Annotated in this window: 22 protein-coding genes; 9 read left to right on the forward strand and 13 right to left on the reverse strand. The window is 63.7% G+C overall.

The annotated features are described in order from the left end of the window. Window positions 1-51 precede the first annotated feature (51 nt). Window positions 52-1785, reverse strand: coding sequence for a helicase C-terminal domain-containing protein (locus ACMGFL_RS11500; protein WP_436935678.1), 1734 nt, complete (start codon window positions 1783-1785; stop codon window positions 52-54). 103 nt (window positions 1786-1888) lie between these two features. Between ACMGFL_RS11500 and ACMGFL_RS11505 the strand changes: the two genes are divergently transcribed. Continuing rightward, window positions 1889-2929, forward strand: a complete 1041-nt coding sequence (locus tag ACMGFL_RS11505; protein ID WP_436935679.1) for an NAD(P)/FAD-dependent oxidoreductase — start codon at window positions 1889-1891, stop codon at window positions 2927-2929. Between the two features lie 90 nt (window positions 2930-3019). Here the strand turns inward: ACMGFL_RS11505 and ACMGFL_RS11510 are convergent, their stop codons facing one another. Next, a complete protein-coding gene (locus ACMGFL_RS11510) occupies window positions 3020-3397 on the reverse strand; it encodes a DUF7344 domain-containing protein (protein ID WP_436935680.1) in 378 nt (125 codons plus the stop codon). A 227-nt stretch (window positions 3398-3624) separates the two neighbouring features. Further along, on the reverse strand, window positions 3625-3825 hold the full coding sequence (locus tag ACMGFL_RS11515; RefSeq protein ID WP_436935681.1) for a DUF7561 family protein: 201 nt from the start codon (window positions 3823-3825) through the stop codon (window positions 3625-3627). A gap of 90 nt (window positions 3826-3915) precedes the next feature. On the opposite strand from ACMGFL_RS11515, the gene ACMGFL_RS11520 reads away from it, so the two are divergent. Together ACMGFL_RS11520 and ACMGFL_RS11525 are read left to right on the forward strand one after the other, a co-directional pair. Next, complete coding sequence (locus ACMGFL_RS11520) at window positions 3916-4818, forward strand: NAD(P)H-binding protein (protein ID WP_436935682.1); 903 nt, start codon at window positions 3916-3918, stop codon at window positions 4816-4818. Next, a complete protein-coding gene (locus ACMGFL_RS11525) occupies window positions 4815-5525 on the forward strand; it encodes a DUF7530 family protein (RefSeq protein ID WP_436935683.1) in 711 nt (236 codons plus the stop codon). Before ACMGFL_RS11520 ends, ACMGFL_RS11525 begins: the two co-directional genes overlap by 4 nt. On the opposite strand, the gene ACMGFL_RS11530 is transcribed toward ACMGFL_RS11525, so the two are convergent. Continuing rightward, window positions 5522-5695 (reverse strand): DUF5786 family protein, encoded by a 174-nt coding sequence (locus ACMGFL_RS11530; protein WP_436936447.1) that lies wholly within the window; start codon window positions 5693-5695, stop codon window positions 5522-5524. The genes ACMGFL_RS11525 and ACMGFL_RS11530 overlap by 4 nt on opposite strands. 100 nt (window positions 5696-5795) lie before the next feature. Between ACMGFL_RS11530 and ACMGFL_RS11535 the strand changes: the two genes are divergently transcribed. Beyond that, the gene (locus ACMGFL_RS11535; RefSeq protein WP_436935684.1) at window positions 5796-6149 is read left to right on the forward strand and encodes a hypothetical protein; all 354 of its coding nucleotides are present in this window, start codon (window positions 5796-5798) and stop codon (window positions 6147-6149) included. Window positions 6150-6229: 80 nt separating this feature from the next. Further along, complete coding sequence (locus tag ACMGFL_RS11540; RefSeq protein WP_436935685.1) at window positions 6230-7336, forward strand: 60S ribosomal export protein NMD3; 1107 nt, start codon at window positions 6230-6232, stop codon at window positions 7334-7336. 116 nt (window positions 7337-7452) lie between these two features. Here ACMGFL_RS11540 and ACMGFL_RS11545 read toward each other — a convergent pair whose 3' ends face one another. From ACMGFL_RS11545 to ACMGFL_RS11570, 6 genes are all read right to left on the reverse strand, one after another. Next, window positions 7453-7803, reverse strand: a complete 351-nt coding sequence (locus ACMGFL_RS11545; RefSeq protein WP_436935686.1) for a rhodanese-like domain-containing protein — start codon at window positions 7801-7803, stop codon at window positions 7453-7455. A gap of 78 nt (window positions 7804-7881) precedes the next feature. Continuing rightward, the gene (locus tag ACMGFL_RS11550; RefSeq protein WP_436935687.1) at window positions 7882-8436 is read right to left on the reverse strand and encodes an NUDIX hydrolase; all 555 of its coding nucleotides are present in this window, start codon (window positions 8434-8436) and stop codon (window positions 7882-7884) included. Continuing rightward, on the reverse strand, window positions 8429-8878 hold the full coding sequence (locus ACMGFL_RS11555; protein WP_436935688.1) for a DUF5809 family protein: 450 nt from the start codon (window positions 8876-8878) through the stop codon (window positions 8429-8431). The genes ACMGFL_RS11550 and ACMGFL_RS11555 overlap by 8 nt, the downstream gene beginning before the upstream one ends. A 24-nt stretch (window positions 8879-8902) precedes the next feature. Next, window positions 8903-9340, reverse strand: a complete 438-nt coding sequence (locus ACMGFL_RS11560) for a DUF5810 domain-containing protein (RefSeq protein ID WP_436935689.1) — start codon at window positions 9338-9340, stop codon at window positions 8903-8905. Between the two features lie 44 nt (window positions 9341-9384). Then, on the reverse strand, window positions 9385-9762 hold the full coding sequence (locus ACMGFL_RS11565; protein ID WP_436935690.1) for a hypothetical protein: 378 nt from the start codon (window positions 9760-9762) through the stop codon (window positions 9385-9387). 51 nt (window positions 9763-9813) lie between these two features. Next, window positions 9814-10935, reverse strand: a complete 1122-nt coding sequence (locus ACMGFL_RS11570) for a pyridoxal phosphate-dependent aminotransferase (protein WP_436935691.1) — start codon at window positions 10933-10935, stop codon at window positions 9814-9816. A gap of 128 nt (window positions 10936-11063) precedes the next feature. Here ACMGFL_RS11570 and asd point away from each other — a divergent pair, with 128 nt between their 5' ends. From asd to ACMGFL_RS11585, 3 genes are all read left to right on the forward strand, one after another. Next, a complete protein-coding gene (gene asd / locus ACMGFL_RS11575) occupies window positions 11064-12101 on the forward strand; it encodes an aspartate-semialdehyde dehydrogenase (protein WP_436935692.1) in 1038 nt (345 codons plus the stop codon). 102 nt (window positions 12102-12203) lie between these two features. Then, window positions 12204-12797, forward strand: coding sequence for a HalX domain-containing protein (locus tag ACMGFL_RS11580; protein WP_436935693.1), 594 nt, complete (start codon window positions 12204-12206; stop codon window positions 12795-12797). Window positions 12798-12860: 63 nt separating this feature from the next. After that, window positions 12861-13784, forward strand: coding sequence for an NAD-dependent epimerase/dehydratase family protein (locus ACMGFL_RS11585; protein ID WP_436935694.1), 924 nt, complete (start codon window positions 12861-12863; stop codon window positions 13782-13784). A 27-nt stretch (window positions 13785-13811) separates the two neighbouring features. Here ACMGFL_RS11585 and ACMGFL_RS11590 read toward each other — a convergent pair whose 3' ends face one another. Further along, a complete protein-coding gene (locus ACMGFL_RS11590) occupies window positions 13812-15380 on the reverse strand; it encodes an alpha/beta hydrolase (RefSeq protein ID WP_436935695.1) in 1569 nt (522 codons plus the stop codon). A gap of 104 nt (window positions 15381-15484) precedes the next feature. Here ACMGFL_RS11590 and ACMGFL_RS11595 point away from each other — a divergent pair, with 104 nt between their 5' ends. Then, the gene (locus ACMGFL_RS11595) at window positions 15485-16249 is read left to right on the forward strand and encodes a DUF2797 domain-containing protein (protein ID WP_436935696.1); all 765 of its coding nucleotides are present in this window, start codon (window positions 15485-15487) and stop codon (window positions 16247-16249) included. A gap of 27 nt (window positions 16250-16276) precedes the next feature. Here ACMGFL_RS11595 and ACMGFL_RS11600 read toward each other — a convergent pair whose 3' ends face one another. Next, window positions 16277-17341, reverse strand: a complete 1065-nt coding sequence (locus tag ACMGFL_RS11600; protein ID WP_436935697.1) for a polyprenyl synthetase family protein — start codon at window positions 17339-17341, stop codon at window positions 16277-16279. A 54-nt stretch (window positions 17342-17395) separates the two neighbouring features. Continuing rightward, window positions 17396-18577: a redox-regulated ATPase YchF gene (locus ACMGFL_RS11605; protein WP_436935698.1), complete on the reverse strand. Its 1182-nt coding sequence runs from the start codon at window positions 18575-18577 to the stop codon at window positions 17396-17398. Window positions 18578-18600 lie beyond the last annotated feature (23 nt).

Below are 18600 nucleotides of genomic sequence, written 5' to 3' on the forward strand. Positions count from 1 at the left end.
ATTTCTGCGTGCCCTGAAGCGGGAGCGTCTGCTATCGAAGCGGGGTCACTACTATCCGTCACCCCAGACATCCGAGAGCGGATGGTCCCGGTCCTGCGTCGAACTGCGCTGACTCCGGTCGCGCCCGAACGTCGTCGTGCCCATCCCAGCGGTCGCACGCGCCGGGTCGAACTCGGGGAGGGTCGGCCGTTCCATCCGGTCGACCTGCTCGCGAAACCAGTCGGGCATGTCCGTCCGCGCTCGCTCGAACAGGTCGAGCAACGAGGTGTCGCCGAGGTAGGTCGCGCCGTGGTCATCGGGCGAGCGAACGACGCGACCGCAGGCCTGAATGACCGTTCGCAGCGCCGTCCGGTAGTACCAGCCCCACTGCCCGTCGGCGAGTCGACGCTCGACCCGCGAGTCTCGAGTGTTGGGATAGGGGGCCTTACAGAGAAGTTGCCAGCGACACAGGTCCCCATCGAGGTCGAGGGCTTCCTCCATCTTGACGGAGAGAAACACCTCCGGGTCGTCCGCTCGCTGCCACGCTTCGAGTTGGCCGTCACGGTCGTCGCGATCGTGTGCGCGGATCCGGGCGTCGACGCCGAACTCGGAGAGCAGTTCCGCGAGTTGCTCCTGAATCGCGTAGGAGTGACAGTGAACGAGCCCCTTCTCGTCGGGGTGATATGCCATGAGACGAACGAGCGTTCGGGCGATATCGGGGAGCGTCTCGTCGCGGTGTTCGTAGGTCATCTTTCCGTGCGTGACGTCGTACAGCGGGCGGTGTTCGACCGGAAACGTGTGGGGAACGTCGACCAGGGCGACGTCAGAGGGATTCAGCCCGACGTTCGCACAGAAGGCGTCCCGGTTGAGAATCGTCGCCGACAGGAGCAGAAACGTCCGGCCGCGGTCCCAGACGGTGTGTTTGAGATAGCGCTCCGGGTTCATCGGCTTGATCGTCACGCGCGTCCCGTCACCGTCTGGCTGGTCAAGCACCCACGTCGTCGGACTCTCGGGGTCGCGGTACTCCTCGGTGAACCACGCGAGATCCGAGCGCAACTCCGTGTACCGGTCGCGCTTTGCGACTTCCTCCGGGGTGAGTTCCTCCTGTTTTCGGAGCGTCTCCAGCCCCCGCGTGCAGATGGTCTGGAGATAGTCGGCGTACTCGGCGGCATCTTCGAGGTCGTCCAGGTCCGGGGGCTTAACGTCGTTCCAGACGGGGACGGTGTCGGGACCCAGATCGATGGTTGCGTACATCTCCGCCCACTCGCCGAGGCCGTGCGCCTCGTCGATGACGACGACATCGCGCATCCCGAACACGTCAGAGCCAGCGGTCTGCATGAAATACGCGAGCGTCATCGCCGCAATCGAACGGTTGGCCGCGATGGCACGGTCCGAGAAGTACGGACAGCGGTGTTTGACCTGACAGTCGAACTCGCGTTCGCGCACGCAGGGGGCCTGGTTCACGGGCGTGTCGGTCTCTCCGGGCAGAATACAGCTGTAGTTGTTCTTCCCCCGGATGATGCTCAGGTCTTCGAGCAGCGGGTCAGCGGAAACGTCGTCGAGTTGTGACACCTGCGGCGTGGTGTAGTACGCACCGATCGGTTCCTCCGCCGCGGCCTCGCCAGGCGTCGCCCCACAGCCAGCCACCGCCCGCGCGAGGAGCGATTTCCCGCTTCCTGTCGGCGCGCGGGCAAGCACGACGTCGTTGCCGGACTCGAACGCGTCGCGGATATCAGCGAGGGCTTGCTCCTGCTGGCCGCGGTACTCGGGGGCAGGAAACTCCTCGAAGATGCGCGAAAGCTCCACGGTTACTCTGGCGGCGTCACCGATTATAAGCACGTGGATACCGGAAGCGATCCCCCCGTCGAAAACCGGAGGCGGTTTCCGGATTCAGTTCTCATCCTCTCGTATGGAGATCGGTCTCATCGGCGCTGGGTCGGCGGCGGCGGCCACAGCGTACGTCCTCGATTCGCGGTTCCCGGAAGCGGAGGTGACCGTTCTCGAAAAGTCCGGCGGCGTCTGTGGCCGTGCTGCCACCCGCCGCCGCGACGACATCACCTACGACTACGGGGCGAACTACATCACCGACGACGACGAACGAGTCACGGAGTTGCTGACCGAACGCCTCGACAGCGACGGGTTAGTCGACATCGACGAACCAGTCTGGGTGTTCGACGCCGACGGAACCGTCTCGAAAGGGCGAGCGAGCGACGGACGCAAGCTAACCTACCGGAGTGGTCTCACACAGATCGCAAAGCGCCTGTTCGGACACACCGACGCGACCGTCCACCGCCGAACGCGCGCCGAGCGGATAGCGAGCGTCGACGACCGCTGGCTGGTGACCGACGACACGGGGACAGAGTGGGGACCGTTCGATATCCTGGTGTGCAATCCGCCAGCGCCCCAGACCGCCCAACTGCTCGCAGACGCAGAGTGGACAGACCCACTCCGGAAGTCCCTCGCCAGCGCAATCGGGACCGTCGAGTATCGGACCGTCTGGACGGCGGTGCTTGGCTACGAGTTCGAACTCGACGTGCCGTACTACGCGCTCGTCAACCCCGAGAAAGACCACGAGGTCGGCTGGATTTCCCGCGAGGAGTGCAAGCCGGGACACGTCCCCGACGGGGAATCTGTGCTGATCGTTCAGGCCAATCACGACTGGTCGCAGGAACACTACGACCGCAACCCGGCGACGAACGTCACGCGACTCGCGGCGATGGCCGCCGAGATACTCGGTGACGAGCGCCTCCCTGATCCCGCATGGAGTGATCACCAGGGCTGGCGGTACGCGCTTCCCAAATCTGCGGTCGATCCCGAACCTATCGGGTCGGCCGCCGAACACGGACTGTACTTCACCGGCGACTGGATCGCCGGTGAGGGGCGTCTCTACGCGGCGCTCCGAGCGGGATTGAACACTGGCGAGACGATCCTCGACGGATACGTGGGGTGAAAAGGTATCCCGGTGAAAACGTAGTGAGACGGTTACAGCCAACGGCAGAACGGGTACAGTCGGGGGTCAGCGTACGGGGAAACAGTTGTTCTACGGCCAGTCTGGTGGGAGTTCGTCGACGTGATTCTCGATCAGTTCGAGGAGCGGTTCGATCTCGTCGAAGTTTGGCCCTTTGGATATCTCCCCAGTCTCTCGATTCCACTTGATGTACCCCGCGTCCTCTAATTTTGGCAAGTGGTTGTGTACCAGCTCTACTTCGGCTGTTGTGTCATCACTCTTTCCCCGGATCATCAGGTCAGTCTCTGTCCTGACGTCTTCCTGTTTCAGTGACAGGAGGATCAAGCGGCGGCGACGTGTCGATAGCTGATCGAAGATCCGATCTATCGCCGGATGAAGCAGGATAGCTGTTGAACCGTCGTTCAGTTCTGTCGGTGGCTTACCCGTCGGTTCGTAGCTATCGTGTGACATACACTACCAAAGTCTGTCTATCGGTAAATAATTGTGTGTGACAGTAGTAAGACGTACGTAAGAGTAACCACGTGACGCGAAGTTCTTGCTCCGGATCGGTGCGTCATACATATAACTAAACGTAACAATACTCTCCGACACCGAACACCCCAGAGAATAATATTTCTCAGTGGACGGCAGACATTCGAAGAGTAGAATCCTGTCTCGGTTTCCGGAGTGTGGGACTATCACAGATCGTCGATATCTTCGGCAGTCACGTCGCTATCGTCCGGGAGGCGTCCGATGCAGTCCCGACAGAGAAAGTGCTCGGAGCCGTCGACGAGTTCGAGGGTCATCCCGCCGGTCTGCTCGCTCGTCAACGACCAGAAGTCGCCGATACCGCCGCCGATGTTCACCGGGTCGCCACAGCCGTCACACGCTCTGGCCATACCGGTAGTGAGGCCTGCGCGAGCAAAATCCCTCCGACTGCCATCAGGGTAAGGACAGGGGATTAAGCCAGTTCCGACCCAAGAGAACATATGCACGTTCTCGTCACGGGCGCGACTGGGTTCGTTGGCGGTCGCCTCGTCCCGGCACTCCTGACAGCTGGTCACACCGTTCGGGCACTGGTTCGTGATGCCTCCCGGTACGACCCGCCCAACGGCGTCGAAGTGGTCGAGGGTGACCTGCTGGAGTACGAGAGTCTCGGCGGTGCCTTCGAAGGAATCGACGCGGCGTACTATCTGGTCCACTCGATGGGTGCAGGCAAGGACTTCGAGCAACGCGACAGACTGGCGGCGCGCAACTTCGCCGAGCAGGCGAGCGCGGCGGGCGTCGACCGGGCCGTCTATCTCGGCGGTCTCGGCGAGACGGGCGACGAACTCTCGGCCCATCTCCGGTCGCGTCGCGAAGTCGAACAGATTCTCTCGGAGGGGTCCTACGACCTCACGACGCTTCGGGCTGCGATCATCGTCGGAGACGGGTCTGCCAGCTTTCGGATGATCCAGCAGATGGTCAAGCGTCTACCGGTGATGGTCACGCCCCGCTGGGTTCGCAACGAGTGTCAACCGATCGCTATTGCCGACGTTATCGAATATCTCGTCGCTGTCATCGAAACGCCCGAAACGGCGGGCAACACCTACGAAATCGGAGGTCCGGAGGTGCTAACCTACGAGACGATGCTTCGCCGAACCGCCGAAGCGATGGGGATCCGCCGTCCGCTCATCGTCCCGGTCCCGGTGTTGACGCCCCGGCTGTCCTCGTACTGGGTCGGACTGGTCACGGACGCAGATCCGAGCGTCGCACGACCGCTTATCGACGGTCTCAAGAACCCGGTCGTCGTCACCGACGACAGCATCACCGACCACGTCGACGTGACACTGACGCCGTTCGATCAGGCGGTCGAGCGGGCGCTCGCTGACTCGGGGGCAGCGGCCGAATGAGCGACCCCGAGTACGGCGAGACGTGGGTGTACGAGGGGATCGTGGGTGCGCTTCCCGGCCTGAGTCTGTCGACGCGAACCGCGCTGCTCGTCCAGTTTGTTGCCTTCGAAGGAGCAATACTGATACTCGCGTGGTGGTACGGTCTCTGGACGGCAGCGGTCGCTGGAACCGTAGCCGTTCTCGTTGCGACGGCAGGAAGTGCAGAACTGGTCCGGATCGCCGGTCAGATTCGGCGGTCGGAGGCTCCCGAACCCTACCGACGGCTACTCTTTGGGTCGAACATCGAGGTGGTGCTATCGATATTTGCGTTCATCGCGCTTATCACGTACATCTTCGTCGTCGACCAGGGGGCCGAACAGCCCCTGCTCGAATCACTGTTCGGACCGGATCCCCCGGTTCCGGTCGTCTATCTCACCCTGTTGATTCTGTGGGACGTCTGTTATCGGATCGGTGCGGGCTGGTGGACGAGCGTCGCTGGACTGTGGCGCTCGGTTCGCTATCCGTTCGACCCGGCGACGGCTGGGCAGTTTCGCCAGCTCGACCTCGAAACGGCGGCGTTCGGACTGCTCCAGCTCGCCTTCGTCCCCTTTCTGCTCGACCAGCCGGTGCTGTTGGGTGCTGTCGTCGGCCACGTCATCGCGGTGACTGCCGTGACGGGACTGTCCGTGACGATGCTCGCGGTCAGGCAATCAAAAGCCGACCACTAGTTCGACTGGATCTCCTGAAACTGTTCGAGGAGCTGCTCGGTCGAGTCGCCGCCTTCGTACTGAATATCTCCCTCGTAGTCAGTACGGTCGTCGTCGAAGCTGGCGTCGACTTCGCTGTTTTTGCGTTCGCGGCGCTCGTGCTCCGCTTCGTCATAGGCTCCCATCGACATTGTGTACCACACACATGCTTGGGTGGTACTGACTATCAATGTAACGGTTGCGACAGTCGACCAAACCTTGAACAGCTATCGCACAGTTGCTTCGACAGGGATGGAAAGCCGGAGCAACCGACACATTCAGAAGTTCAACCAACTCGTCGAGGTGTACGACCCGGATGGGATCGATCAGATAGCGCCGATTTCGACGCGGGAGAAAGCGACGCTGCGCGAGCGCAGAGAGGAGATCCGCGACCTGCAAGACCGGGTGGATACGCTCACGAGCGAGGCGTTTTTCTCCGACAGCGAACGCTCGAAGATGGCCGAAAGCGATCAGCTTCCGGATCCCGTGGAGACTGCGCGCTCGCAGAGATCAGAGATGCGCGAGCGACTCGAACAGACTGAGTCGGCACTGACCGACGCGCTCTCGACGGACAGTCTCGACGCCGCGGACGACCTGCCGCGGTAGATAGCCGATATCGTCGGTTTGACCTGGCAGACGCCCGCAGAACGTCGTGCTTACAAGGTCGAACCGCCTACAGCCAGGTAATGAGTCGGTCAGGCGAGTTCTGTCCCCGCTGTGGCGATCCTATCGAGGGACCGGTCGGGGGTTCGGCAACCGAAGACGAGCGGCTCTGTGCCCCCTGCTACATCGACGAGTACGATCTGGTCGACGCACCCGACCGGATCGAGATTCGGGTGTGCGCGCAGTGTGGCGCAGTCCATCGAGGGAATCAGTGGGTCGACGTCGGCGCAGACGATTATACGGACATCGCAATCGAGGAGGTGAGCGAGCGACTCGGCGTCCACGTCGACGCGAGCAGCGTCTCCTGGCAGGTCAGCCCCGAACAGGTCGACGAGACCACCATCCGGATGCACTGCCAGTTCTCCGGCGTGTTGCGCGAGACGCCGCTCGCAGAGGAGGTGGTCGTGCCGGTCAAGATCGGTCGCGAGACCTGCACACGATGTGGTCGTATCGCTGGTGGGTCCTACGCGAGTATCATCCAACTCCGGGCCCGGGACCGTGATCCTGCAGAAGACGAGCGCGAGCGCGCCGAGTCGATCGCACACGAACGCGTCGCGGACCTGGAAGACAGCGGCGACCGCGAGGCCTTCGTCACGGCCATCGACGACGTCGAGGGCGGCATCGACATCCGGGTCTCGACGAATCGGCTCGGTGAGCAGATCGCCAGACAGATCGTCACCGAGTTCGGCGGCAGCTACAGCGATTACGAGACGCTGGTCACGGAGGACTCGGACGGCAACGAGGTCTATCGCGTGACCTACGCTGTCCATCTCCCGCCGTATCGTCCGGGCGAGGTCATCGACCCCGAGGACGGCGACGGACCGGTGCTCGTCAAATCGGCGCGCGGGAATCTCAAGGGGACGCGCCTGACGACCGGCGACGCGTACGAAGCCCAGTACGAGGACGGCGACGCCCCCGACGCGCGGCGACTCGGGGATACAGCGGAAGGGCAGGAAACGACGCTCGTTACCGTCGAAGACGAGCACGCAGTGCAGGTGCTCGACCCGGAGACCTACGAGTCGAAGACTGTGGCTCGCCCGTCGTATCTCGACCCCGACGCCGAGACGGTTCGGGTGCTGAAAAGCCGCGCCGGGTTGCACGTGCTACCTGACGAGTCTCACTCGCAGTGAGACGGCTGTCCGTGGGTTTTTGAGCGAGCGAGACCTATCGCCGGTCGGTGGCGATGACGAACAGTTACCCCCACCGAGCCCCGTGTGACGATACCGACTACCGAGCCACCAACCTTCTAGAAGGGCGCGTCCGATGACTGCTCTGTCTCGTCAGCGTCGCGGTCGAGCGGTCCCTCCCAGCCAGTGATTCCGGTTTCGAGACTCTCGACTGTCCCATCGAATCCTTCGAAGGCAGTGATGAGTCGCGCCGCCCGGATGCTCGCCTCGCCGTGGGGACAGACCGTGACGACGTGGTCTGCACCTTCGACGCGGTCGACCTGCTGTGGGAGTCTGGGGAACGGAATGTTCACACTGCCGGGGATGTGTCCCTGTGCGAACGCGCTCGGCTGTCGGATGTCGACCACCAGTGGCTGGTCGTCGGTGTCGAGTGTCGCTTCGAGTTCCGGCGGTCTGATCTCGCCGTCCATGTGTTCCGATGCGGGATGAACGTATAAACGACTGACGACTGCCCGGCCAGTTTGCGATTCTGCGGACGGGGCGCGCGGCTACAACAGCCCCTCGGTCTCCGCGAGCAACAGCCCTTCGAGGGTCGCGTCGTTGACGGGTTCCTCGCGGGCAATCGAGAGGGCGTCCTCGACCGGAACCGAGCGGATCGAGAGAAATTCGTTGCTGTCGCGCTCGATTTCGGTCGGTTCGAGCCCCTCGGCGTAGACCACCCCGCGACGGTGACGGAGCACGCCAGTCGCACACCAGAAGGTTTCGAGCAGCGAGACGCCCGCGGGGTCGAACCCAGTCTCCTCGCGGAGTTCGCGCGCGCCAGCGGCGGTGTAGGACTCCCCGTCCTCGACCAGTCCGGCGGGCAGTTCCAGACACTCCTCGCGGATGGCCGGTCGGTACTGCTCGACCATGAGTAACTGTCCGTCTGCAACCGCGACGATGATAACGGCTGGCTGGAGTGCCGCCCAGTAGTAGCGCTTTTCCGTTCCGTCGGGCTGTTCGAGCAGGTCGTAGCCGCCCTCGTACCAGCCAGTCTCGTACTCGGTGACCGACTCGATCAGCGTCCAGCCCTCTGGTGGGGCCTGCGGCGATGAATCAGTCATCAGTGTCCTCGCTCGCGTCTGGTGTCGCGGAGACGACGTCGCGATAGAGGCGACCGAACGCCTGTGTGCGGAGCGTTCCGACCGCCGCCTCGCGCTCGCTCTGGAACGTCGCGGCGATCGCCCTCTCGGCAAACGGCGGGGCGTGCCAGACCACGTTGTCGACGGACTCGGTTCCGACCTCGACGGCCTCGAACTCATGGTCGTCGAGCCACATCTCGTACTCGCTTCGCGTTCCGACGTGAACCTCCAGAAGCGAGGCGAACATCGCCTCCTGTGTCGCCAGACGAACGTCCTCCGTCATGCGCTCGGTGTACTCGTCGGTGCCCATGCCGAGTTCGCGCCCCAGCGTTCTGAGTGCCGTATTCGCGGCGGACTCGAACGACTGGAAGCGCTCGTGTGCCGCAGCCGCCGTCTCGGGTGCGAACACTCCCTCTGTGTCCATATCCGGATAGTCGAGTCGGACCGACTACTCGGTTTCGGAGTTGTCGGACGCTTTTGCGTTGTCGTCGCCACCCTCGCGGCGCTTGCGCGTCATCTCACGGGCCTCCGCGAGCGCCTCGCGCGCGTCCTCGTCGAGCATGTCGCTCGAATCGACGCCCATCCCGGACAGGTCCATCTGCGTGCGTGTGCCCTGCCCGCCCTGCTGATGGCTCGAATCGTGTGCGTGGTCGTGTCCATGACCGCCAGTTGTGTCCTCGAAGACCTGCGGATACTCCATCTCCTCGGCGAGTTCAGTCACCGTCGCGGCAAGCCCCTCGTCGTCGTACTGTTCCCACTCCGGGACGTGTTCGTCGAGCCACGCCTCGTGGTCGCCGCCGCGGGCGAGGGCGGTGAAGGCGAGGTGATTCGCGAGGTGGATGTCGTCTGCCTGTGGGTCCTCACAGACCGGACACGCGTATCCCATAGGAGAACGTCGGCCCGCGGCGCAAAATGGGTTGTCACTGGTAGTCAGCGAGCGCTCCAGTTGTCCTGATCGAAGAGGAGCCCGGAGAGCCGGGATGCGAGCGTGCGGGCAGACGATTCGGTCTCTGTGTGCAGGTCGCCCGAGACAGAACCGGCCTCGCCGCCGATGTGTTCTGTCTCGGAGATCGGGTCAGCCTGGTTTGGCTCCGACCGGTACTGCCGCGTTCGCTCGCGAACCGCCCGAAGCGTCTCTCTGTCGAGTTCCACGTCGAGATGCTGCAGGTCGTAACGGACGATGTATCCACGGCGTCCGTTCCGGATAACAACGACCGGGAGTTCGCTGTCGACACACCTGTCCCAGATCCGTGTTCGCTCCGAATCGGTCGCGTACATCGGGACGTGCCGTGCGGCGAGTCGGTCCATACCGTCTCGTAGGACCGAGAGAGTATCGGTCTGTCGCTGCTCGAACTGCGTCTATCGCACTGCCTCGGTCGCCTCGGCCATGATGTCGATGGCCGTTTCGAGCGTCTCGATGTCGGTCGCATACGAGAGTCGCGCGTACCCCTTCCCGTTCTCGCCGAAGGCCTCGCCGGGGACGACCACCACGCCGCGGTCGATGACCTCCTCGGCCCAGCCATCGGGCACTTCGGGCATCGCGTAGAAGGCCCCCTTCGGTGTCGGACAGGACAGACCCATCTCCTCAAGTCCAGAGAGGAGCACGTCCCGGCGCTCGCGGAATGCCTCGCGCATCTCTCTGACTGGTTCCTGCGTGCCCGTGAGTGCGGCCTCGGCGGCGTACTGGGCCGGTGCGCTCGCACAGGCCTGTGCGTACTGGTGGACGCGAAGCATGCGTTCGATGCGGTCGTTGCTCGCGACGACCCAGCCGAGTCGCCACCCAGTCATCGAGTAGGCCTTCGAGCAGGCGTTGACCACGATGACGTTCTCGCGTGCGGTGAACTCCGCGGGTGAGCGGTGTTCGCCCTCGAAGACCTGGTGTTCGTACACCTCGTCGGAGAGACAGACCACATCGTGTTCCTCGGCGATCCGGGCGAACTCACGCATGTCCTCCGGCGACTGCACCGCACCCGTTGGGTTTGCGGGGCTGTTGACGACAAACGCCGCCGTGTTCTCGGTGATCGCTTCTTCGACGGCCGACGGCGAGAGCGTCAGGTCGTCCCGGAGCGCGACGGGACGGGGCGTGCCACTGGCCAGGTGTGTCAGCGCCTCGTAGGAGACGAACCCGGGGTCGGGGAAGATGACCTCCTCGCCGGGGTCGACGTGGGCTTCGAGCGCGATGTGCAGCGCCTCGCTGCCGCCAGCGGTCGCGATGACGTTCTCCGGGTCGACGTCGAGGTCGTTGTCCCGTGCGTGCTTTTCGGCGATGGCCTCGCGAAGCGAGCGTGTCCCCTTGTTCGAGGTGTAGCCGTCGGCCTTGCCCTCGCGGATGGCATCGACGGCCGCCTCGCGGGCGTGGTCCGGGGCAGGAAAGTCCGGTTGGCCGAGACCGAGATTGATCGCATCCTCGCCTGCGGCCTCGAACACCTCGCGGATGCCGCTTATCGACACCTGTTCGACGCGGGCTGAAAACTCCGTCATACGAGAACGGGCGGGCCGCGACTCCGTAACTGTTGCCTTCGAAGTCAGCCGATAGGCCGCCCGACCAAGCGACGACTGTGCGAGCCGTTTCCAAACTGTTTTGCCCACCCATCTCCCTACCCCCGGGTATGACAGTAAACGCAGGCATCATCGGCGCAACGGGGGCGGTGGGACAGCGACTCATTCAGTTCCTCGACCCACATCCGGACTTCGAGATTACCGCGCTGACCGCAAGCGACGCGAGCGCGGGCGACACCTATCGGGAGGCGGCCAAGTGGCGCATCTCGATGCCGATCCCCGAAGATATTGCGGAGATGACCGTCACAGAGACCGACCCGGACGCGATGCCCGACGACGTGGACATCGTCTTCTCGTCGCTCCCCTCCTCGGTGGGCGAGGCGGTCGAACCCGACTTCTGTGAGGCGGGCTACGTCGTCTCCTCGAACTCCTCGAACGGTCGGACAGACCCAGACGTTCCACTGACCATCCCAGAGGTCAACGCCGACCACATCGGCCTTCTCGAGGTCCAGCGTGACGAACGCGGCTGGGACGGCGCGCTCGTGAAGAACCCGAACTGCTCGACGATCACGATGGTCCCGCCGCTCGCCGCCCTCGACGAGGCGTTCGGGCTGGAAGCGGTCACAGTTTCGACGCTGCAGGCCGTCTCCGGCGCTGGCTACTCCGGCGTCACCTCGATGGAGATCATCGACAACGCCATCCCGCACATCGGTGGCGAGGAGAAAAAGATGGAGACGGAATCCCGAAAGCTGCTCGGCGCGTTCGACGGCGCAGAAGTGAGTTGGCACGACGCCCGCGTCTACGCCTCCTGTAACCGCATCCCGACGCTGGACGGTCACCTCGAAAACGTCTGGACAGACACCGAGGCGGACGCGACAGTGGCCGACGCGAAGGAGGCGTGTCGGGCGTACTCCGGGGCGGACCTGCCGAGTTCACCCGACCGGCTCATCCACGTCTTCGAGGAGCCAGACCGCCCGCAGCCGCGGCTCGACCGCGACCGGGACAACGGGATGGCCATCGCCGTCGGCGGACTACAGGAGACCGAGGGCGGACTGCAGTTCAACTGCCTCGCACACAACACGATGCGAGGCGCAGCGGGCGCGTCGGTGCTGAACGGGGAACTCCTGCTCACGGAAGGCTACCTTTAGAGCCGTCGAGGCGAGGCCGCCGCCAATCTGAGAGCGCAGTAGTTACAGCGTCTGAAAAAATCGGGTGCACTTATTTATGGGTCGCGTCCTGACTGCAGGTAGATGGTGGATTCGCTCCGGATCCTCATCGTCGACGACAACGACGACCTCCGGAAACTGTACGCGGTCTGGCTCGGGGACCACGAGATCGAAACCGCGGATGGGGGACAGGCGGCGCTCGGACGGATCGACGACGGCGTCGACCTGGTCTTGCTCGACCGGGACATGCCCGGACCGGGGGGTCGTGACGTCGCGATAGAGATCCACGAACGGGGGTACGACTGTCACATCGCGATGGTGAGTTCGCTGCCAGCCGACTTCGACATCGTCGACTATCCGATCGACTGCTATCTCAAAAAGCCGCTCGGGGAATCGGATCTGGTCGGACTCGTCGAGGAGTATCGCACACAGCGACAGTACCAGACAGCACTCTCGGAGTACTTCCGGCTGAGTTCGAAGCTGGCCGCAATCGAGGAGGACACGCCGACGGCACAACTCGCTGGAAGTGACGAGTACGAGCAACTCAAACAGCGCGTCGAAGCAAAGCGCAGGGAGGTCGACGAGGCGATAGACGTGCGAGACGTGAACTGGAACTTCGCGTTCAAGTCCACGGGGCGGAGCACGGCGGACGACCGCGGCGTCACGGAGGGCATCTAGAGCTCCGATTGCCACGCGTTTTGAAACCGGAAGGCACATTGTATCGCTGGATGACGTGTAGATATGGAACTTCGTGGCAAGCGAGTCGTGGTCACCGGCGGCGCTGGGTTCGTCGGGTCGCATCTCGTCGCGCGACTGGTCGGGGACAACGACGTCAGTGTCGTCGACGACTACTCGTCGGGAACCAGGGCGTGGGTTCCGAGCGAGGTTCGGGTACAGGAGGGAGACCTGACCGACCCCGAGACGGTCCGGGAGGCAATCACCGAGGAGGTCGATCTGGTCGTCCATCTGGCCGCCTCGAAGGCCGTCAACACCGACACGCCACGAACGCAGTTCACCGAGAACGTCGAGATGACCTACAACATCCTCGAACGGATGGACGCCGTCGGCGTCGACCGACTCGCGTACACCTCCTCCTCGACGGTGTACGGGGAAGCGCCGCGACCGACGCCGGAAACCCACGGCCCGCTGGAACCGATCAGCCCCTACGGCGTGAGCAAGCTCACCGACGAAGGGCTGATCTCGACGTACGCGCACAGCCACGGGATCCGGTCGTGGGTGTTTCGCTTCGCGAACATCGTTGGCCCGCGACTGGAAGGCGCGGTCGTTCCGGACTTCATCGACAAACTCCGTGAGGACTCTGCCCGACTCTACATTCTCGGCGACGGCCGTCAGCAAAAGTCGTACATGCACATCGAGGACTGTCTCGACGCGATGGAGACGGTCATCGGGTCCGCCGACGACCCGTTCAACGTCTACAACCTCGGAACGCGGACGACGACCTCGGTCACACAGATTGCGGACATCGTCAGCGAAGAGATGGGGCTGGACCCGACCTACGAGTACGAGGGCGGCAGGCGTGGCTGGAGCGGTGACGTTCCGAAGATGCGTCTGGACATCGACAAACTGGCTGGTCTCGGCTGGGAGCCGTCACTCGAAAGCGACGACGCGATCCGTCAGGCGACACGAGAACTGCTCGACGAGTAGAGGCGACGTGGGAACTGTTCGACGAGACTATATGATCACCGGATAGCCGTTGTGAGGCGCTTCTTGACGGGTCTGCTGGGAACGCGTCAGTGCGTTTTGCTGAGACCGTGACACGTGCCGGGATTGTGTCTGTCCGCGCCGCTCGGAGTGAGCCTGGACGCGCTGCTGGAACTGGGACCGCTCACCGGCGATCCACGACGCGATATCGGCGATCACTGCGGGGTCGACGTTGTTTCTGACGATGGTCTCCTGTGGGACCGACGGCCCCTCACCGGGGAAAAAGCCGTGGTTGAGCTCCTCGTAGGCCGCGAACGCGGCGTCCGGTTTCTCACCGAGTTCGTCCCGAAGGATCGGGAAATCGTCCTCGATGGTGACCCGGAAGTCGCGACTGCCCTGGAGAAAGAACATGGGAACGTCGAGTTCGCGTGCGGTCTCGATATGCTGGTACGCGGCGAGGCTGTTCCAGAGCGCGCCGGGGTAGCCGACGTAGGTCTGTTCCGGGACGTACTCGCCCGCCTGAATCTGTTCGAGTCGGTCGCGCCACAGTTCGTACTGCTGCATGATCTGTTCGTTCTCGTACTCACCGACCGTCGCCTGGTGGTGCAACTGGTCGAGGGTCAGTTCCTTGAACGGGCGCGCGGGACTCGCGAGTGCGACGAATCCTGCGAGTCGACCGTCGCGGCGTGCAATTCGCGGTGCGGCCATCGCCCCGAGGCTGTGACCGACGACGTAGATCCGGTCGGGGTCGACGCCGTCGACACGTCGGAAGCGTTCGATCGCCGCCAGCGCGTCGTCGACGGAGACGGCGTCGATGGTGTACTCCGCAGGCGTAACCGAGTTCGAACAGGCGTACGTTCGGCGGTCGTACCGAAACGTGGCGATCCCTCGGGACGCGAGTCCCTCGCCGATGTCGCGATACATCTGCGTGCCACCGACGTCGAGGTTCCGGTCTGCGATCCCCTGTGGATCGCTCCCGTGGACGATGACGGCACCGGGTACGTCGTTGGATGTCGCGGGTTTCGTAACGGTCGCACCCATGCCGCAGCCCGGTGTTTCGAGTTGTGCCGTCTGGCTCTCGAAGGCAGCCTCGTCGACGTACTCGGGCGATTCGTAATCGTCCGAGATGAACACCCCCCTCACGTCCCCCTGGTCGTTCGTCGAGACGCGCATGGAATGTTCGCCCGCCTCGAACGCGAGCGTCATGTCGACCGTCCCCAGTCCCGATGCCTCCGCGGTAACCGTCTCCACGTAGGGACCGCCGACCGCTGTGTATCCAAACCAGATCATCTCGATGGAACCCGGAGAGATCTGACTTCGGACACTGTCTGCGAAGGAGTCGTATGCAGCCTCGAAGTCGCCCGCAGCCATCGTCTCCACGAGCGCATTCGCCACTTCGGTCGCGGTTCCCGGGTCACGCTCCGACGATTCAGCGTCGTCAGAGATAATGGAGGCAGCACCGCCGAGTGGCGGCCGGTCAGTCCCGCTCTCGGGCGGATCGTCGACGGACGTGTCCGAGCAGCCAGCGACCGAAGTCGTCAGCGCCGCCACCGCAGCGAGATACGTCCGTCGACTGAGCGAGCGAGGCCCGTCGGACATAGCTATAGATCCACACGAGTGAAAAAAGATGTTTTGGAGATGCGTTCGGGCAGTGTCACCAGCCGCAAGCGGTATTTGGATGGGAGCCCCAGAGTAGTCCACGCATGCAGGTCGTCGGCTACGAACCGGTCACGGACGAACGCCCCCGGGCGAACTTGCTGATCGCAGACGAGGGAACGGTCACCCGAGAGTTGCTGGTTCCCGGCGGCGACCTGCAGTACCGACTGGGCGAGCGTCGGTGTGCCGGAAGCGTCACCGACGGCACTCACACACCCTGTGAGCACTCGGACGCGCCCTACTGTGAGACACACCGGGGCAGATGGGCCTGCGCCAGATGTACGGGTGACTGCGACCTGCCACTCGACAGTTGCAGGGAGGAACACGCGGTGTATCTCGCTGCGTTTGCGCCCGATACGTTCAAAGTCGGCGTGACCCGGTCCTGGCGGCTCGAAACCCGCCTGCGCGAGCAGGGGGCAGACAGGGCAGCACATATCCGAACGGTCGAAAACGGGAAGCGAGCGCGCCAGATCGAAGCAGAGGTTGCAACAGAAATCGGGGACCGAGTGCAGGTCTCGACGAAGATCGATGGCCTCCATCAGACTGTCGACGAAGATGCGTGGGAGGCCCTGCTGGCCGAACACGACCCTATCGCGAGATACAGCTTCGACTACGAGGTGAGCCTCGACGAGCGGCCGGTCTCGGAGACGATCGGATCCGGAACGGTACTGGGAACCAAAGGGCGGATCCTCGCCGTCGCCCACGGCGAGAACACCTACGCCGTCGACATGCGCGACCTGGTGGGATACGAACTCTCGGAGGGGTGGACGGAGAAACCGCTCCAGTCGTGTCTCGACGCGTTCGAACTCTAGGGAGATTCGCGCCAGACGCGTGGTGATTCAGACGTCGCGCTCGACGACGAATCGGGTCAGATCGCGGAGTTGCTGGTCCTGTTCGTCAGCGATATCGAGCGAATTCAGCCGGTCGCGGGCACTCGCCGAGAGTGCCATCGCACGGTCACGGGCGTACTCGACCGCATCGACAGATTGCATGATTTCGATGGCTTCGAGAATCTCCGCCTCGGTGTTTTCAGGTGCCCACAGGATCTCCTCGAGGCGGGTGACCTGCTCCGGCGGTGCCTGCTCGGCGGTGTAGATGACCATCAACGTCTTCTTGCCCTCGCGAATGTCGTTGCCGAACTCCTTGCCGAAATCGCCAGCCTGGTCGAGCGTGTGCTCGATGTCGAGGATGTCATCACCGATCTGGAAGGCGATAGACATCTCCTCGGCGTAGTCGGCGAGCGTCTCCTCGACAGCGTCAGACTGGTCGGTGACAATGGCGGCGAGTCGCGCGACGATGCGAGCGAGACAGCCGGTCTTGCACGCACACATCTCGTAGTAGCGCTGTTCGTCGACAGCGATCGTCTGCTGGTTGTGCCAGTAGATGTCCATCCCCTGCCCGAGATGCGTGCGGTTGAGTTCGTGGGTGAGCATCTCGTAGATGTCGAGTTGCTGCTGTGGGTGCAGGTCGCCCGGGTTCTGCTCGATGACCTTCAGTGGGATGAAGTACATCGCGTTGCCCGCGTTGAGCGCGATGTCGTCACCGTGTTCGTGATGCAGCGCTGGGCCGCCGCGACGCTTCCGGGCCTCGTCTTCCACGTCGTCGACGATGATCGTCCCGTTGTGCAAAATCTCGGGGATACACGCGTATTCGAGGTACTCCTCAGGGTCTTCGCCGAGTCCCTCGACGATGACCAGAAAGAGCACGGCGCGCCAGCGCTTCCCGCCCCGGTCGAGCAACTCCCAGATCGGGTCTGCGAGCGCCTGCTGGATGGCCTCTGGCTGATACTGATAGGTCGGAGCACCGAAAAACGAGGACAGATACGTCTCGTCGATGACCCGGGGGAGCAACTCCGCTATCGTCTCGTCGATCACCGGCCGCCACTCGGCGAGCGCATCCCGCATACTCGAATCGACGATGGGGGCATACAAAAAATTCACCACCGACGGCCGACAGCATCAGGACGCGCTCGAAACGATCTTGATCACGTCACCCTCGGAGAGTTCGTGGTCGTCGCCGATACGGCGGTTCTCGCGGGCGTCGACGGCGTGGATGTAGCCCTCCCCGATATCCGAGTGGACGGCGTAGGCGAGGTCCGGCGGGGTCGCACCACGCCGCAGGAGATGCGCGTCCGGGAGCATCCGGTCCTGTCCGTCCGTCCAGCGCGTTTCGTTCTCGACGGGGTAGACCGTGATGCGGTCGAGCACGTCGTAAACTGCCCGGTCGAGTGCAGTCTGGACGCCGGTGCCGCCCCACTCGTCGATGACTGCGCGGACGGATTCGAGTCCCTCGCGCTGGGCCTCGCTCGCGTCGTCGGCGAGTGTGAACGTCTCGTCACCGGGGTCGTACTCGACCAGTCCGGCCTCGTGACCCCGGCGCAGGGCGAGTTCGCCCTCCGCGCTCGCGGGCACGACGACGTCGGCGGCCTCGCGGAGGCGGTCGATGTTGTCCTCGGGCGCGATGTCGGCCTTGTTCGCGACGACGACGATTGGCTTCGTTCGCTCGCGTATCAACGCCGCGAGTTCACGACGCAGGTCGGCGTCCCACTGTCGCGGGTCGTCAGGATAGGAGAGTTCCCGCAACACGCGGGCGATGTCGGTCGGCGTCGCGCCGACACCCGTGAGCATCTCCGCGAGCGACTCGTCGATGTCGAAGTCGGGCGAGCGGGACTGGCGCTCGATCGACTCCCAGTTGCGGTCGATGATCGACGCGAGCCAGCGGTCCATCTCGCGTTCGATGAAATCGACGTCCTCGACGGGGTCGTGTTCACCGACCTCGACGGGTTCGCCCTCCGGGTTAGTTCCGCCCGAGGCGTCGACAACGTGCAGGATGACGTCGGCGTCGGTCAACTCGTCCAGAAACTGGTTGCCGAGGCCGCGCCCCTCGTGTGCCCCCGGGACGAGCCCGGCCACGTCGAGCAGTTCGACGGGGACGTAGCGTTTCCCCTCGCGGCAGTTGTCGCTGTCGCAACGCTGGTCGCGGTCGAGACAGGGACACCGCGTCCGGACGTAGCTCACCCCGCGATTCGGGTCGATCGTCGTAAACGGGTAGTTGCCGACCTCGACGTCTGCCATCGTCGCCGCCTGATAGAACGTCGACTTGCCGGCGTTCGGTTTGCCCGCGAGCGCAACGGAGATCATGGTTCACGTTGCGGGCCCACTGG

The organism is Halovenus marina (assembly GCF_051414115.1).
In the GTDB taxonomy this organism is placed as follows: domain Archaea; phylum Halobacteriota; class Halobacteria; order Halobacteriales; family Haloarculaceae; genus Halovenus; species Halovenus marina.

Bases quoted from the DNA above. Each gene is read 5' to 3' on its own strand.
- ACMGFL_RS11505 (WP_436935679.1), top strand. From the start codon at position 1,889: ATGGAGATCGGTCTCATCGGCGCTGGGTCGGCGGCGGCGGCCACAGCG.
- ACMGFL_RS11510 (WP_436935680.1), bottom strand. From the start codon at position 3,397: ATGTCACACGATAGCTACGAACCGACGGGTAAGCCACCGACAGAACTG.
- ACMGFL_RS11515 (WP_436935681.1), bottom strand. From the start codon at position 3,825: ATGGCCAGAGCGTGTGACGGCTGTGGCGACCCGGTGAACATCGGCGGC.
- ACMGFL_RS11520 (WP_436935682.1), top strand. From the start codon at position 3,916: ATGCACGTTCTCGTCACGGGCGCGACTGGGTTCGTTGGCGGTCGCCTC.
- ACMGFL_RS11525 (WP_436935683.1), top strand. From the start codon at position 4,815: ATGAGCGACCCCGAGTACGGCGAGACGTGGGTGTACGAGGGGATCGTG.
- ACMGFL_RS11530 (WP_436936447.1), bottom strand. From the start codon at position 5,695: ATGTCGATGGGAGCCTATGACGAAGCGGAGCACGAGCGCCGCGAACGC.
- ACMGFL_RS11535 (WP_436935684.1), top strand. From the start codon at position 5,796: ATGGAAAGCCGGAGCAACCGACACATTCAGAAGTTCAACCAACTCGTC.
- ACMGFL_RS11540 (WP_436935685.1), top strand. From the start codon at position 6,230: ATGAGTCGGTCAGGCGAGTTCTGTCCCCGCTGTGGCGATCCTATCGAG.
- ACMGFL_RS11545 (WP_436935686.1), bottom strand. From the start codon at position 7,803: ATGGACGGCGAGATCAGACCGCCGGAACTCGAAGCGACACTCGACACC.
- ACMGFL_RS11550 (WP_436935687.1), bottom strand. From the start codon at position 8,436: ATGACTGATTCATCGCCGCAGGCCCCACCAGAGGGCTGGACGCTGATC.
- ACMGFL_RS11555 (WP_436935688.1), bottom strand. From the start codon at position 8,878: ATGGACACAGAGGGAGTGTTCGCACCCGAGACGGCGGCTGCGGCACAC.
- ACMGFL_RS11560 (WP_436935689.1), bottom strand. From the start codon at position 9,340: ATGGGATACGCGTGTCCGGTCTGTGAGGACCCACAGGCAGACGACATC.
- ACMGFL_RS11565 (WP_436935690.1), bottom strand. From the start codon at position 9,762: ATGGACCGACTCGCCGCACGGCACGTCCCGATGTACGCGACCGATTCG.
- ACMGFL_RS11570 (WP_436935691.1), bottom strand. From the start codon at position 10,935: ATGACGGAGTTTTCAGCCCGCGTCGAACAGGTGTCGATAAGCGGCATC.
- asd (WP_436935692.1), top strand. From the start codon at position 11,064: ATGACAGTAAACGCAGGCATCATCGGCGCAACGGGGGCGGTGGGACAG.
- ACMGFL_RS11580 (WP_436935693.1), top strand. From the start codon at position 12,204: ATGGTGGATTCGCTCCGGATCCTCATCGTCGACGACAACGACGACCTC.
- ACMGFL_RS11585 (WP_436935694.1), top strand. From the start codon at position 12,861: ATGGAACTTCGTGGCAAGCGAGTCGTGGTCACCGGCGGCGCTGGGTTC.
- ACMGFL_RS11590 (WP_436935695.1), bottom strand. From the start codon at position 15,380: ATGTCCGACGGGCCTCGCTCGCTCAGTCGACGGACGTATCTCGCTGCG.
- ACMGFL_RS11595 (WP_436935696.1), top strand. From the start codon at position 15,485: ATGCAGGTCGTCGGCTACGAACCGGTCACGGACGAACGCCCCCGGGCG.
- ACMGFL_RS11600 (WP_436935697.1), bottom strand. From the start codon at position 17,341: ATGCGGGATGCGCTCGCCGAGTGGCGGCCGGTGATCGACGAGACGATA.
- ACMGFL_RS11605 (WP_436935698.1), bottom strand. From the start codon at position 18,577: ATGATCTCCGTTGCGCTCGCGGGCAAACCGAACGCCGGCAAGTCGACG.